Consider the following 13,253-nt stretch of genomic DNA (forward strand, 5'->3'; position numbering starts at 1 on the left):
TAATTTAATGAGTTATTCTCCCTGACCTAAGGAAAACCCTAATTTCCCATCAAAGGTGTATAGGTTTTCAGTTTTAATAATATCATAACCTGCTTGATTTAAAGCACTCATCAAATCCAACACTTCCTTATAATCAATAGTCTTATAATCTGGCTTTCCTTCAATTGCTGTCGCATTCTTTGAAATAAATCTACATCTCCAATGATCAGTACAGAAAGTAGAATCCATTCCCTGAGGATAAACTTTTACTCCTCTATTGGTAACCATCTTAAGTTTTAAGAAATCCTTGGAGTCATTAGTCAATGAATCACCAAACTTATTGGCATTTCTGTCTCTATGATCTATGAATACATCTACACCTACTAATTTCTTATCTTTTGGAGTATGAGCTTTTTCCTCGATGTTAATTCTGAAATCCTCTCCCTCTTTAACTTCAATTTTCTTAAAATGAGAAGGGATTTCACCTAACCTTTCAATTACAGCATCAGCAAATTCCATAGTGCCCACTTTCTTTTTGCTGTGACCTTCCTTATAGATTTCTCCAGTGTGAATACCATCTTCCAAAGTAGTCAACCAAGCATTATGGATTAAAGCGGCCTTTTCTACTTCGCCAAAGTACTGCAACATTTGGATAGCACCGTGCAATAATCCAGACGGATTAGCAATTTTCTTTCCTGCAATATCAGGAGCTGATCCATGAATGGCTTCAAACATTGCATAGTCCTTTCCAATATTGGAAGAGCCTGCTAAACCTACCGAACCAGAAATTTCAGCTGTTACATCTGAAACTATATCACCATATAGGTTTAAGGTCACAATCACATCATAATCTTCTGGACGGTTTGCAACTCTGGCAGTGGCAATATCAATTATCTGACTTTCTGCTTGAATATCTGGATATTCTTTTGCCACTTCTTTGAAAACACTGTGAAATAAACCATCAGTTATTTTCATAATATTATCTTTTACCAGGCAAGTAACTTTCTTCCGATTATACTTTTTAGCGTATTCAAACGCATAGCGAATGATCTTCTCTGAACCTGGTCTTGAAATCAATTTCAAACATTGAACTACTTCATCAGTCTGCTGATGCTCAATTCCTGCATATAAATCCTCCTCATTCTCTCTAACCACAATCAAATCCATCACGGGGTGCTTGCTTTCTACTATAGGATGATAGGAAACTGCTGGCCGAACATTAGAAAATAAGCCTAAGGATTTTCTGATCGTAACATTTAAACTTTTATAACCTGACCCCTGCGGTGTTGTAATAGGAGCTTTCAAAATCACCTTCTTTTTATGAATGGCTTCCCAAGCACTTTCAGGAATCCCTGAAGTATTGCCTGATAAATAAGCCTGCTCACCTATTTCAATATGATCAGCATCTAAGCTCACATTAGCCGCTTCCAAAATCTTTAAAGTAGCGTCCATGATTTCCGGACCAATTCCATCTCCTTTTGCAACGACCACGGGAAGTGGTTTGGTAGTTTTTTTCAAATAATCTGCATTAACAGAATCTTTCATGACTGGATTTTTAAGTTCAATAAAATTATATTTTCGATTGAAGGGTAATTTTGGTAATGAGGATATACACGATATAAATGCATTATAGTTGATATAGCCCCTATAATTGTTGCAAAAATAGTGCAGAAGGCATTGGAATCAAAGCCGTTGTAAGTTTTAAACTGAAGTAATAATATTCAAGCAGTTAATTCGGGTTCAGGTTTATCTTTAGGTAAGCAAACACCAGGTGGTAAATCCAATACTGGATCATCATCATTTTCATTAGATCCACCACCACCTCCGCCATCTTCATCGTCTGAATTATTACCGTTTTTGAGTACCCATCTTATAAAATATGATACCAAAAAAGCACAGCTTGCTACCAAAATAAGGTAGTCAGGATTCTGAATGATATAGCGCAAGAAAGTTTCTGACATTTCTTCTAATACAATATTTATGCTAAAAGCATTCAAAAGTTAATCAATTTCTTACGAAAATGTTAAATGAATCTCAAAGAAATTTAAGTATTGCTGTACTGCAATTGATCATTTAACATTAGAATCCGATCAGATTTCTCATTGTAGTTATTAATGCCAAATCGTAAATTTATTATGATGCATCATCAGAGAAATGCACCTAAAATTTCGACTGAAGGAAATTAAAAATTCATGCTCTTGTACCACTCATACACCTTTCCCAGACCTTCTGTAAATCTAACTTGGGGTTTATAACCTAATAGGTTTTCTATCTTCGAAATATCTGCCTTGGAATGCTTCACATCTCCAGGTCTTTCAGGCCCATAAGTTGGTTTAATATCCTTTCCACTAATATCTTTCAACAAGCCAATCATATCATTCAAACTCATTTGATCTCCGCAAGCCACATTGTAGATTTGATTTAGGGCATCTTTATTTTCTGTAAAAAGGGCTAAATCATTTGCATGAACAGCATTTTCAACAAAGGTAAAATCTCTACTCGTTTCTCCATCTCCATTTATGGTCGGCTCTTGACCATGAATAAATGCTTTACAAAAAATTGGAATAACTGCAGCATAAGGATTATCAGGATTTTGTCTAGGACCGAATATATTAAAGTAGCGAAGCCCTACAAAATCTAATCCGTAGGTCTTTTGGAAAACTTCTGCATATAATTCAACTGCATATTTTGTGACCGCATAAGGACTTAAAGGATTACCAATAACATCTTCCCTTTTAGGTAGATTGGGGCTATCGCCATAGGTACTGGAGGAACAAGCTAAAACTACTCTGTCAATTTTATTTTGAACAGCTGCATTTAAAATATTCACTGTTCCATCTATGTTGACTCTAGTGCTCTGCATAGGGTTTTCTATAGAGCGTGGTACTGATCCTAAAGCTGCCTGATGACTTATTAGATCAAAGCCTTGTGTAAGCTCTAGCATTTTCTCATAATCGCAAATATCCTCATTGAAAAACTGAAATTTAGGATGACTTTCAAATTCTTCTATATTACTATAATAACCATTTGAAAGATTATCAATCACTCTCACCGTCTCTACACGATCATCACTCAGATACTTTTGAACTAAATTTGACCCAATGAATCCTGCGCCTCCCGTAATAATGATTTTCTTTTTTGACATACTAAAACTTTAACAAATTAAAAGCAAAGATAGGGACTCTACTCTTTTAGACTTGAGAATTCTAGAAAAATTCACTAAACCACATGCTTGACAAGAATCAAATAGACGCCAATAAACCAGTTTTCATTAACAATGAATTCGTCCCGTCAAAAAGGAGAAGGAAGGAATTCATTCTGACTAAATTATGATATATTTAAGCGTATTAAATTAGTAGCCCAAAATATTCAACATACTTTCGCTTGTTTGCTCCTCGGCAAACAGCTTAGTGGTTATATTTCCCTCTTCATCCTTATTCACCAACACATGCTTAGGGGCAGGAATCAAACAGTGCTGGATACCACCGTATCCACCTAATGATTCTTGATAAGCACCTGTGTGGAAAAACCCAACATATTGCTTATCATTTCTTTCTACTTTTGGCAAGAACACTTCAAAAGAATGTGCTTCAGAATTATAATAATCCATAGAATCACAAGTTAAACCGCCCAATTTCACCTTATGAAATGGTTCGTTCCAATTGTTGATCGCCATTAATATGAATTTTTGGTTTAAACCCCAAACATCTGGCAAATGCGTAATAAAAGAGCCATCGATCATATACCAAAGCTCCTTATCATTTTGCAATTTTTGGTCTAATATGGAATAAATAGTGGCGCCACTTTCCCCTACAGTGTAACTACCAAATTCTGTCATAATGTGAGGAGTATCTACATTATTTTTTTCACAAATCCATTGGATATTTTCCACAATCTGGTCTACCATGTATTGGTAGTCATATTCAAAACCTAAAGAGGTTTTAATCGGGAAGCCACCGCCTATGTCAATAGTATCTAATTCAGGAGCTATTTTCTTTAACTCACAATATTTATCGACAAAACGACCTAATTCACTCCAGTAGTAAGCAGTGTCTTTAATGCCTGTATTGATGAAGAAGTGCAACATTTTCAACTTTGCTTTCTCACTTTTGGCAATTTTATTTTGATACAAATCAAGCACATCATTGTAGCGAATTCCTAACCGACTTGTATAAAATTCGAAAGTAGGCTCTTCATCTGAAGCAATTCTAATTCCCACTTTGTAGGGTTTTTTAGCTTCTGCCTCATAGCTGTCAATCTCATTTAAGTCATCCAATACAGGAACAACATTTTCAAAACCATCATTAATTAGTTCATTAATATATTGCCTATAAAGTGGCCTTTTGAAGCCATTACAAACTACATAATGTTGCTTAGTCAACAATCCCTTTTCATGTAATTTCTTTACAATTGGAATATCGAAGGAAGAAGAGGTCTCCATATGTACTCCTGCTTTTAGGGCTTCTTCCATTACAAAAGAGAAATGAGAAGACTTAGTGCAATAGCAGTAAGTATATTCTCCTTTGTAATTTAATTTTTTAAAAGCATTAGCAAAATATTCTCTTGCTTGATTAATATTTTGACTAATCTTAGGCAGATAAGTCAATTTTAAAGGAGTGCCATATTTTTCGATGATGTCCATCAACGGAACGTCATGAAATTTTAAGGCATTATCCTCTACGTTAAATTCTTTTTGAGGCCAATAAAAGGTCTGCTCTATTAAATCGATGTAACTCTTCATTCAACTAAAGTTTAGTACGCTGTTGAAATGCAATATTGAATTATATTTGCAATCTTTGCAAAACTAAAATTTTACCGCAGAAACATTCGGTTTTTTCTATTAAATAATTCAATATTTTTTATGATTAATGTATTTGTAAATGATGAGACTTCCCCTTTGAGGGCAGTGATATTAGGGACTGCCAAGGGCATTGGAGATGTGCCCAATTTGGATGATGCTTATGACCCTAAATCTAAAGAACATATTGCTGCAGGAACTTACCCCAAAGAAGCCGATATGGTAAAGGAAATGGAAGCATTTGCAAAGGTTTTAGAAAAGCATGATGTTAAAGTATACCGTCCTGAAATCATTAACGACTATAATCAAATTTTTTCTAGAGATATCGGATTTGTAATTGAAGATAAGTTCATCAAACCTCGAATCTTGAAAGACAGAAAAGAGGAGATTAAAGGAATTCAATATGTTCTAGATGAAATCAATCCTGACCAAATTGTATCAGTTCCAGACGATGTTCGCGTTGAAGGTGGCGATGTAATGCCATGGAAGGAGCACATTTTCGTAGGTTATTCAGAAAACCAGGACTTTGACAAATACATAGTTTCCAGAACCAATAAAGCAGGTGTAGAATTTTTAGCAAAAGAGTTCCCTCACAAAACAGTGAAAGGTTTCCAACTGAATAAGTCAGATGAAGTAGCTAAAGATAATGCTTTGCATCTTGATTGTTGTTTTCAGCCAATTGGAGTAAATCAGGCTATTATATACAAAGATGGATTTAAGATAGAGGAAGAATACCAATACCTAGTAGATTATTTCGGAGAGGAAAATTTAATACACATCACAAGAGATGAAATGTACGAAATGAACTCTAATGTTTTTTCCATAAGTACGAAAGTGGTGGTCTTGGAAGAAAACTTTAGTCGACTAGCTGGAATTTTGGAGGATAGAGGATTCACTGTAGAAAAAGTACCTTATGCTGAAATTTCCAAAATGGAAGGTTTGTTAAGATGTTCAACATTACCGCTCGAAAGAGCTCACTAAATATTTTTTATCTTTTTGAAATTTTAATCAAATGGAAAATAAACAAAGTACGGACACCATCATGATGATTCGACCAGTTCAGTTCAGATTTAATGAACAAACAGCTGTCAATAATTATTATCAAAAGTCAATAGAAGGATTAAGCGCATCCGAAATACAACTAAAAGCTGCTCAGGAATTTGACGGCTTTGTTGAAAAATTGCGTAGCAAAAAAATTAATGTGATCGTTGTAGAGGATACTCCCGAACCGAGTACTCCCGATTCCATATTTCCCAACAATTGGGTCTCCTTTCATGCAGATGGAAAAGTAGGATTGTACCCAATGTATGCGGAAAATAGAAGATTAGAAAGACGAGCTGATATCCTAGAAAGTTTCCAATCAAAAGAAGGGTTCAAAATCACTGAAATCGCAGATTTTTCAAGCCACGAATCAGAGAATCGCTTTTTGGAAGGGACTGGTAGTATGATTTTAGATAGGCCTAATAGAATTGTCTACATAGCCATTTCTCTTCGGACTGACGAAATGGTTCTAGATGAGTTTTGTGAGAAATTTGATTATACAGCAGTAAAATTTATTGCTAATCAAACAGTTGATGGGAAAAGATTACCTATTTATCACACAAATGTGATGATGTGTATAGCAGATGAACTAGCAATTTTATGTGCCGATTCAATAGATAATATAGAAGAAAGAAAAGCAGTCATTGAAAGTCTCGAGAAGACAGGAAAAGAGGTGATTGAGATAAGCGAAGAACAAAAACATCATTTTGCAGGTAATATGCTGCAAGTGAATGGCACGGACGGAAAACCTTATTTAGTAATGTCAGCAGCTGCTCATCAAGCATTAAATGAAGAACAGATCAAAAGAATTGAAAAGCATTGTGAAATTTTGAGCAGCTCATTAGATACAATTGAAGCTCTTGGTGGTGGAAGTGCTAGGTGCATGATGGCAGAAGTGTTTTTACCTAAAGCTTAATCATTCAATTCATCATTTATTAAATAATTCTCTATTATGTTAAATTTAACAGAAGAACTTAAAGCATTATCCCTAAAAGCATTCAAAGCTTTATTTGATCAAGATTTGGATGAGTCACATATTCAAATTCAGCCTACCAGGAAAGAATTCGAAGGTAGTCACACTCTAGTATGCTTTCCACTAGGACGATTTTCAAAATTAAGCCCTGAACAGACCGCTAAAGCGATAGGTGAATTCATGCAAGAGAATTCTGCATTGGTAAGTGGGTTTAATGTGGTGAAAGGTTTTTTAAATATTGTATTTGCTGATAAGGTATGGTTGCAAATTGCTTCTGATATTTTGACTACTCCCAATTTCGGCTACAAAGCAGAAACTGGAAGAGAAGTCATGGTAGAATATTCGTCTCCTAACACCAATAAACCTTTGCACTTGGGGCATTTGAGAAATAATTTCTTGGGTTATTCTGTTGCACAAATTCTAAAGGCCAACGGGAACAAGGTGCATAAAGTGCAAATTATCAACGATAGAGGGATTCATATCTGTAAATCTATGGTGGCTTGGCAGAAATTTGGTGAAGGCGAAACGCCCGATTCAAGTGGCTTGAAAGGTGATAAACTGGTAGGAAAATACTATGTCATTTTCGACCAAAAGTATAAAGGGCAGATTGCTGAGCTAATAGAAGCAGGTAAGACAAAAGAGGAAGCCGAGAAAGAAGCTCCCATCATAAAAGAAGCACAGGATATGTTGCTGAAATGGGAACTAAAGGATCCTGAGACCTACGCCTTATGGGAGAAAATGAATGGATGGGTTTATAAGGGGTTTGAAAATACTTATAAAACCATGGGAGTGGATTTTGATAAGCTGTATTATGAATCTCAAACTTTTTCATTAGGCAAAGAAGAAGTACTTCGTGCGGTTGAAGAAGGCTTGGCTTATAAAAAGGAAGATGGTTCTGTCTGGATCGATCTGACTGAAGATGGACTGGATGAGAAATTATTACTCCGAAAAGATGGAACTTCTGTTTATATGACGCAAGATATCGGAACCGCTATTCTACGTTACAGAGACTTCCCGAAAATTGAACAACAAATTTATACAGTAGGCAACGAACAAGAATATCATTTTAAAGTATTATTTATAATTTTAGCTAAACTTGGCTACAAATGGGCAGAGAATTGCTACCACCTGTCCTACGGCATGGTAGACTTGCCAACGGGTAAAATGAAATCCAGAGAAGGTACTGTGGTAGATGCAGATGATTTGATGGAAGATATGTTTGCCACTGCTAAAAGCAGAACAGATGAATTGGGCAAAATTGATGGTTTCAATGAAGCAGAAGCTCAAGAACTATATCGTCAGTTGGGATTAGGTGCATTGAAATACTATTTGTTAAAAGTGGATCCTGTAAAACGAATGATGTTTAATCCTGAAGAATCTATTGATTTTCAGGGAAATACAGGACCTTTTATTCAGTATGTGCATGCTAGAATATGTGCTATTTTAAGAAAAGCAGAGCAATTAGGAATTGAGCCTAAAGTCAGTGACACACTAAGTTCACTAGAACCAACAGAAGGAAATGTTCTTCAATTAATAGTGGATTTTCCAAGCAAAATAGAAGAGGCCGCACGAGAATATGCCCCTTCTATAATTGCTAATTATGTTTATGAAGTAGCAAAAGCTTACAATAAATTTTACTCTGAGGTTTCTATTTTCAACGAATCAGACCAAGATGCACTGGCATTTCGAATAGGATTCTCCAGAATAGTAGCTGAAACGATTGAAAAATCAATGAATTTATTGGGAGCAGAAGCTCCTACGAAGATGTAGGGTAAACAGATAGTTAACAAAAAAAATAGGTCAGTGCGCCAAAGCTAAGATCAAAAAGTATAACCTTAATCACTTCTAAAATCGAAAATCATGAACATTCACATCCAAATTCTGTTTCTTCTGCTGAATTTATCTATTTTCACAAACTCAAATGAAACCGAAAAAGCAATGAGTATATACGATTTTCAAATACGATCTTTAGATAGCGAAATGGTAGATTTCTCAGATTATAAAGGCAAGAATTTATTAATAGTGAATACGGCTAGTGAATGTGGTTACACTCCTCAATATGCTGATTTACAGCAATTACATAAAGAATTTGGTGACCAAATCACAGTACTAGGCTTTCCAGCAAATAATTTCGGAGGACAAGAACCTGGTTCGGATCAGCAAATAGCTAGCTTTTGCGAAAAGAACTATGGTGTTACTTTTCCAATGTTCTCCAAAATGGAAGTAGTAGGCAAAAATCAACACCCACTATTCAAATTCCTCAAAGATAAAACAGGAAAGGAACCCACTTGGAATTTTTGTAAGTATTTAGTTTCTGAAGATGGCGAGGAAATTACTTTTTATCCTTCATCTGTAAATCCTGGTGAGATAGCCGAAAAACTGTAAGTATGCTTAAAAATTGGTTGGAAGCCTTTAGGCTAAGGACTTTACCATTAGCTTTATCATGTATCGGAATGGGCAGTTTCTTGGCTGCTTTTTATGGGTATTTCAGCTTAGCTGTTTGTATATTAAGCCTAACTACGACTCTATTTCTTCAAATTCTTTCCAATTTGGCTAATGATTATGGAGACAGCATTCATGGTGCTGATAGTGTAGACAGGGAAGGACCAAAGAGAAGTGTGCAACAGGGCAGCATTTCATCTAAGGCCATGTTCAATTCAATCATAGTTTTCGCAGTATTATCCTTTGTGAGCGGAATACTACTATTGCATTATTCAGTAGGGCTTGGAAGTATTACATTTTATGTTTTCCTAGCACTAGGTTTAGCAGCCATTGCAGCAGCTATAGCCTACACAAATGGGAAAAGACCCTATGGTTACAGCGGACTAGGAGATATTTCCGTTTTTATATTTTTTGGCTTGTTGGGTGTTTGCGGGACGTACTTTCTCCACGCTCAAAGTTTCGAGCCTTTTATTTTACTTCCAGCTGCCAGTTGCGGTCTGTTTGCCACTGGGGTTTTGAATGTGAATAATATACGAGATATTAAGTCTGATCAATTAGCTGGAAAGAATAGTATACCTGTTAGAATAGGCGTGCATAAAGCTAAAATTTATCATACAACTATTATCATCACAGCAATAGTAACATCAATCGTGTTTTTGCTTTTAACAAGCAATTACAGAGCTGTATTGTATCTAGTTTTTTGCTATTTCCTATTTGCAAAGCATTTATCGAATATGAATAAAGCAGAAAGTTCAAAAGAATTTGATCCTCAACTAAAAATTTTAGCCTTATCAACACTTCTATTTGTAATCTTATTTGGCATTTCAATTTTAGCACTGTAAAGGATAATTTGTAGTCCTTTTTTAATCATTTTGATATAAGATTCGTATATTCAAATGAACAACTAAAGAAAACTATAACACTATGAAAAAAATATTGGTCCCAACCGACTTTTCAGATCAAGCTAAATACGCATTGAAATTAGCTGTAGAAATTGCAAAAAAAACAGATGCTGAATTAACAGTCTTGCATGTAGTAGAAATCCCTGGTCAAACATCCTTTAATACGATGGGGGAAGCTACAAATATTGATGGAATGGAAGGTGTTTTTGTAATGAAAATGATTGAGCAAGGCAAAAAGAAACTCAAAGCGCTAAAAGAGGACGACTTATTAGAAGATGTTAATCTCAAAACTGAATTAAAAGCAGGTAATACATATTATAATATCTCTAGCATAGTAAATGAATACGAACCAGAGATGATTATCATGGGAACCAGTGGCAGCAGCGGGGTAGACGAAATCCTTATTGGTTCTAATGCTGAAAAAGTTGTGAGAAATGCTAAATGCCCAGTTCTGACATTGAAAAAAGAAATTAGCTTAGCAAATATTGATAATATAGTATTCGCTACTTCACTAAAGAATGATGATAAGGAATTAGCAGCTAAAATGAAGGAGATTGCACATTTATCCTATGCTAAGATTCATTTATTAAAAATAAATACCCCAAATAACTTTGAGTCTTCAACTACCACCTACAACCGAATGGATGAATACATGAAGAACAATGGTTTAGAGGCTGAAAAGCATATTCATAATGGGATCAATGAAGAAGAAGGAATCTTAGAATTTGCTAAAGAGAATAAAATTGATTTAATAGCAATGGGAACTCACGGTAGAAAAGGCTTAATGCATTTGCTAAGTGGTAGTATCGCAGAAGATGTAGTGAATCATTCTAAAAGACCAGTACTTACATTGAAGATAGGAGATTAAATTTTTTTATTGATTAAAGTTAAAAAGGCTTAAGCATTGGATTGCTTAAGCCTTTTTTCATCTTCAAAATCTGAGGCACCCTTGAACTAGGGACTTACAAAGCTAATAGACAAATTAAAATAAGGCGCTGGTCCGAGCGAATTCCTCATGGAAAAAGGGGCATCTCCTAAAATTCCAAAAACTCTTAAAGTTTCATCTCCATTATCCAAATAATCCGCATCATATGAATAATCTATTCGAACACCCGCTTGCACTGACCACCAGAAAAAACCAACCAGTTGTCTCTGATATTCAACTCTTGCCTTAATCTCCCCTCTACGTATTTCAAAACTACTAATTTCTCCATCAGTAGGGTTAGATAATTCTCCTATTCTATAACTTGCTCCTTCCAATGCAAAGCCTGCCAATATCAAACTAGTTTGATTGATATTATATCTGTAAGCTGCTCTTGCTGGTAGCAATGCTTCAATACCCCATTTACGATTCTCTGATGTATAATTATACATAGCAACTGGAATATAATTCGGAGCACCTACTCTGTAGGTTCTACTCAGACCAACTGCCCATTGTAAGCGATCATGTGGGCGCTTTCCAAATAAAACAGCTGCAGAATACCTCAAGTACTGATCTCCTAGATTATCTAAAGTATAGTCGCCACTCATATCAGCCTGCGCCTGCAAAAGCAAAAAGTTAGTCTCATTTAGGGGCTTATATAAAGTAGTGAATAGACCAGTGGTATGTAAGCTTCTACCATCTAATTGTTCCTTCAAGCCACCTTCCACAGCACCGCCTTCACTGAATCGATAAGCAGTTTGCATATAATTAAAACCCATCTGCCAAATAAAGGAATTAGTGGATATGACAGGTATATTGGCATTAATTCTCAATCCTCCTGTGTACGTAACCTCCCCTTCTTCTCCAAGATTATTATCGATAGCATCTTGTCTATCTTGGTCAAAACTATAACCATCTTTTTGAATAGTAGAGTATTGAACCGTATAAGGCATCTGTTGCTCATATCCAATAGTTACAAACCTAGCAGGGCTTAAACCTACAATTTTAGCATTCGCGAAGGTTTTCGATTCTCCTCCTGCATACTCTACTTCTCCATATGCATCCCAATCGATTTCCTCCTCTTGACCTTCTTCTTGGGCGAAAACTTGAGCAAAAGAAAACCCTGTTATAAAGAATGTGGCTATTGCAATACGATTTATCTGTCTCATATCACAAATCACCTTTTAATTTTAAGCCTCTTCCAAACATCAGAACGCCCAAAAGTCTTCATGCCAATGTAGCCGCGAATATCAAGTGTGTTTTCATCCTTTAACTTGATAACAGAACTATAAGTATTGCCATTTTCCGGATCATAGATTGTTCCTTCTGACCATTCTCCATCCCCTTGATATTCAAAGTCTTTCAACATTCTGTAACCTCTTAATGGAGCAGAATGCATAGATTCGTCAGGATTGTTTTTATCCAATTTTGGCTCTCCAGTAACAGGATCATTTGGCTCTTTCAACCAGACGATTCTTCCATAATACTTATCTGCAATCTTATCGATTTTAATTCTTGCTTTTCCATGGCTAGGTTCCCAAATTCCTATCAAAGCATCTGCCCCTTCTTTGTCTTGAGCTTTTACTGGAGTAGCAAAATAAGTAGTAGCTGCTACTGCCAAAAATATCAATATTAACCGTTTCATAGTCTCTTTTTTATTGTTTAACTTCTAATTCAAATTCTATAACTGTTGTAATCGAAATTGTACCCTTAGGATCCTCTTTCAAATTAACATCTGCCACAAAAGTGACTTCCTTTTGTTTTAGGAGGTCTACCAGATTTTCTTGCTCTTCGGCTATTGATAAATCAATTGAGGAGCTGTTCTCAGGAACAGGGTTTAACAATGCTACTCTTTGCATATTAGTGCCAGATGCCGCAAGTTGCATAATTATTTCAGCCAAAATATCTGATTTTTCAGGCTCTACCATCTCCATTTTGATGCTTGTGACCTTTGCAGATTCAATATTATCAATATTTATGCCAGCTAAGTCAACCTCCCAAACTCCGGTTAGGGTATTGGATCCTTCCATAGCATACTCTTCAATCATTGCAACACTAGTTGAGGTGATTGTTTTTTTCTCTGTTTCACTACAAGAAATTAGGAAACATAATAAAACAACTAAACTTACGGTAAGTGATTTCTTCATATATTATTTCGTTATAAACCTAAAAAATAAATTATTAATCAAACCAAAA

At 35.5% G+C, this 13,253-nt stretch carries 13 protein-coding genes; 6 read left to right on the forward strand and 7 right to left on the reverse strand.

Annotation, left to right across the window (positions count from 1 at the left end):
- Nucleotides 1-12: 12 nt before the first annotated feature.
- From B9Y84_RS16060 to B9Y84_RS16075, 4 genes are all read right to left on the reverse strand, one after another.
- A complete protein-coding gene (locus tag B9Y84_RS16060) occupies nt 13-1,524 on the reverse strand; it encodes an NADP-dependent isocitrate dehydrogenase (RefSeq protein ID WP_139828066.1) in 1,512 nt (503 codons plus the stop codon).
- Nucleotides 1,525-1,700: 176 nt separating this feature from the next.
- Complete coding sequence (locus tag B9Y84_RS16065) at nt 1,701-1,940, reverse strand: hypothetical protein (RefSeq protein ID WP_085518410.1); 240 nt, start codon at nt 1,938-1,940, stop codon at nt 1,701-1,703.
- Nucleotides 1,941-2,161: 221 nt separating this feature from the next.
- The gene (locus B9Y84_RS16070; protein WP_085518411.1) at nt 2,162-3,124 is read right to left on the reverse strand and encodes an SDR family oxidoreductase; all 963 of its coding nucleotides are present in this window, start codon (nt 3,122-3,124) and stop codon (nt 2,162-2,164) included.
- A 207-nt stretch (nt 3,125-3,331) separates the two neighbouring features.
- Nucleotides 3,332-4,720 carry a type III PLP-dependent enzyme domain-containing protein gene (locus tag B9Y84_RS16075; protein WP_085518412.1) on the reverse strand — a complete coding sequence of 463 codons (1,389 nt, stop codon included), beginning with the start codon at nt 4,718-4,720 and terminating at the stop codon, nt 3,332-3,334.
- A 120-nt stretch (nt 4,721-4,840) separates the two neighbouring features.
- Between B9Y84_RS16075 and B9Y84_RS16080 the strand changes: the two genes are divergently transcribed.
- The 6 genes from B9Y84_RS16080 (at nt 4,841) to B9Y84_RS16105 (ending at nt 11,003) form a co-directional block, all read left to right on the forward strand.
- On the forward strand, nt 4,841-5,758 hold the full coding sequence (locus tag B9Y84_RS16080; RefSeq protein WP_085518413.1) for a dimethylarginine dimethylaminohydrolase family protein: 918 nt from the start codon (nt 4,841-4,843) through the stop codon (nt 5,756-5,758).
- A 31-nt stretch (nt 5,759-5,789) separates the two neighbouring features.
- The gene (ctlX, locus tag B9Y84_RS16085; RefSeq protein WP_085518414.1) at nt 5,790-6,734 is read left to right on the forward strand and encodes a citrulline utilization hydrolase CtlX; all 945 of its coding nucleotides are present in this window, start codon (nt 5,790-5,792) and stop codon (nt 6,732-6,734) included.
- 36 nt (nt 6,735-6,770) lie between these two features.
- Entirely contained in the window at nt 6,771-8,561 is a 1,791-nt protein-coding gene (gene argS / locus B9Y84_RS16090; RefSeq protein ID WP_085518415.1) for an arginine--tRNA ligase, read from the forward strand.
- A 90-nt stretch (nt 8,562-8,651) separates the two neighbouring features.
- Entirely contained in the window at nt 8,652-9,176 is a 525-nt protein-coding gene (locus B9Y84_RS16095; RefSeq protein WP_085518416.1) for a glutathione peroxidase, read from the forward strand.
- Between the two features lie 2 nt (nt 9,177-9,178).
- Entirely contained in the window at nt 9,179-10,075 is an 897-nt protein-coding gene (locus B9Y84_RS16100; protein WP_085518417.1) for a 1,4-dihydroxy-2-naphthoate polyprenyltransferase, read from the forward strand.
- A gap of 82 nt (nt 10,076-10,157) precedes the next feature.
- The gene (locus tag B9Y84_RS16105) at nt 10,158-11,003 is read left to right on the forward strand and encodes a universal stress protein (RefSeq protein ID WP_085518418.1); all 846 of its coding nucleotides are present in this window, start codon (nt 10,158-10,160) and stop codon (nt 11,001-11,003) included.
- An 86-nt stretch (nt 11,004-11,089) separates the two neighbouring features.
- Here B9Y84_RS16105 and B9Y84_RS16110 read toward each other — a convergent pair whose 3' ends face one another.
- The 3 genes from B9Y84_RS16110 to B9Y84_RS16120 are packed head-to-tail and all read right to left on the reverse strand — an operon-like array spanning nt 11,090 to nt 13,204.
- Nucleotides 11,090-12,226 carry a DUF6268 family outer membrane beta-barrel protein gene (locus B9Y84_RS16110; protein ID WP_085518419.1) on the reverse strand — a complete coding sequence of 379 codons (1,137 nt, stop codon included), beginning with the start codon at nt 12,224-12,226 and terminating at the stop codon, nt 11,090-11,092.
- Nucleotides 12,227-12,234: 8 nt separating this feature from the next.
- Nucleotides 12,235-12,702: a DUF2147 domain-containing protein gene (locus B9Y84_RS16115; RefSeq protein WP_085518420.1), complete on the reverse strand. Its 468-nt coding sequence runs from the start codon at nt 12,700-12,702 to the stop codon at nt 12,235-12,237.
- A gap of 10 nt (nt 12,703-12,712) precedes the next feature.
- Nucleotides 12,713-13,204, reverse strand: coding sequence for a hypothetical protein (locus B9Y84_RS16120; protein ID WP_085518421.1), 492 nt, complete (start codon nt 13,202-13,204; stop codon nt 12,713-12,715).
- Nucleotides 13,205-13,253 lie beyond the last annotated feature (49 nt).

The sequence above is a fragment of the Marivirga sericea genome (assembly GCF_900177665.1).
Classification (GTDB): domain Bacteria; phylum Bacteroidota; class Bacteroidia; order Cytophagales; family Cyclobacteriaceae; genus Marivirga; species Marivirga sericea.

Coding starts and splice junctions, on each gene's coding strand:
- B9Y84_RS16060 (WP_139828066.1), bottom strand. CDS start 1,524: ATGAAAGATTCTGTTAATGCAGATTATTTGAAAAAAACTACCAAACCA.
- B9Y84_RS16065 (WP_085518410.1), bottom strand. CDS start 1,940: ATGTCAGAAACTTTCTTGCGCTATATCATTCAGAATCCTGACTACCTT.
- B9Y84_RS16070 (WP_085518411.1), bottom strand. CDS start 3,124: ATGTCAAAAAAGAAAATCATTATTACGGGAGGCGCAGGATTCATTGGG.
- B9Y84_RS16075 (WP_085518412.1), bottom strand. CDS start 4,720: ATGAAGAGTTACATCGATTTAATAGAGCAGACCTTTTATTGGCCTCAA.
- B9Y84_RS16080 (WP_085518413.1), top strand. CDS start 4,841: ATGATTAATGTATTTGTAAATGATGAGACTTCCCCTTTGAGGGCAGTG.
- ctlX (WP_085518414.1), top strand. CDS start 5,790: ATGGAAAATAAACAAAGTACGGACACCATCATGATGATTCGACCAGTT.
- argS (WP_085518415.1), top strand. CDS start 6,771: ATGTTAAATTTAACAGAAGAACTTAAAGCATTATCCCTAAAAGCATTC.
- B9Y84_RS16095 (WP_085518416.1), top strand. CDS start 8,652: ATGAACATTCACATCCAAATTCTGTTTCTTCTGCTGAATTTATCTATT.
- B9Y84_RS16100 (WP_085518417.1), top strand. CDS start 9,179: ATGCTTAAAAATTGGTTGGAAGCCTTTAGGCTAAGGACTTTACCATTA.
- B9Y84_RS16105 (WP_085518418.1), top strand. CDS start 10,158: ATGAAAAAAATATTGGTCCCAACCGACTTTTCAGATCAAGCTAAATAC.
- B9Y84_RS16110 (WP_085518419.1), bottom strand. CDS start 12,226: ATGAGACAGATAAATCGTATTGCAATAGCCACATTCTTTATAACAGGG.
- B9Y84_RS16115 (WP_085518420.1), bottom strand. CDS start 12,702: ATGAAACGGTTAATATTGATATTTTTGGCAGTAGCAGCTACTACTTAT.
- B9Y84_RS16120 (WP_085518421.1), bottom strand. CDS start 13,204: ATGAAGAAATCACTTACCGTAAGTTTAGTTGTTTTATTATGTTTCCTA.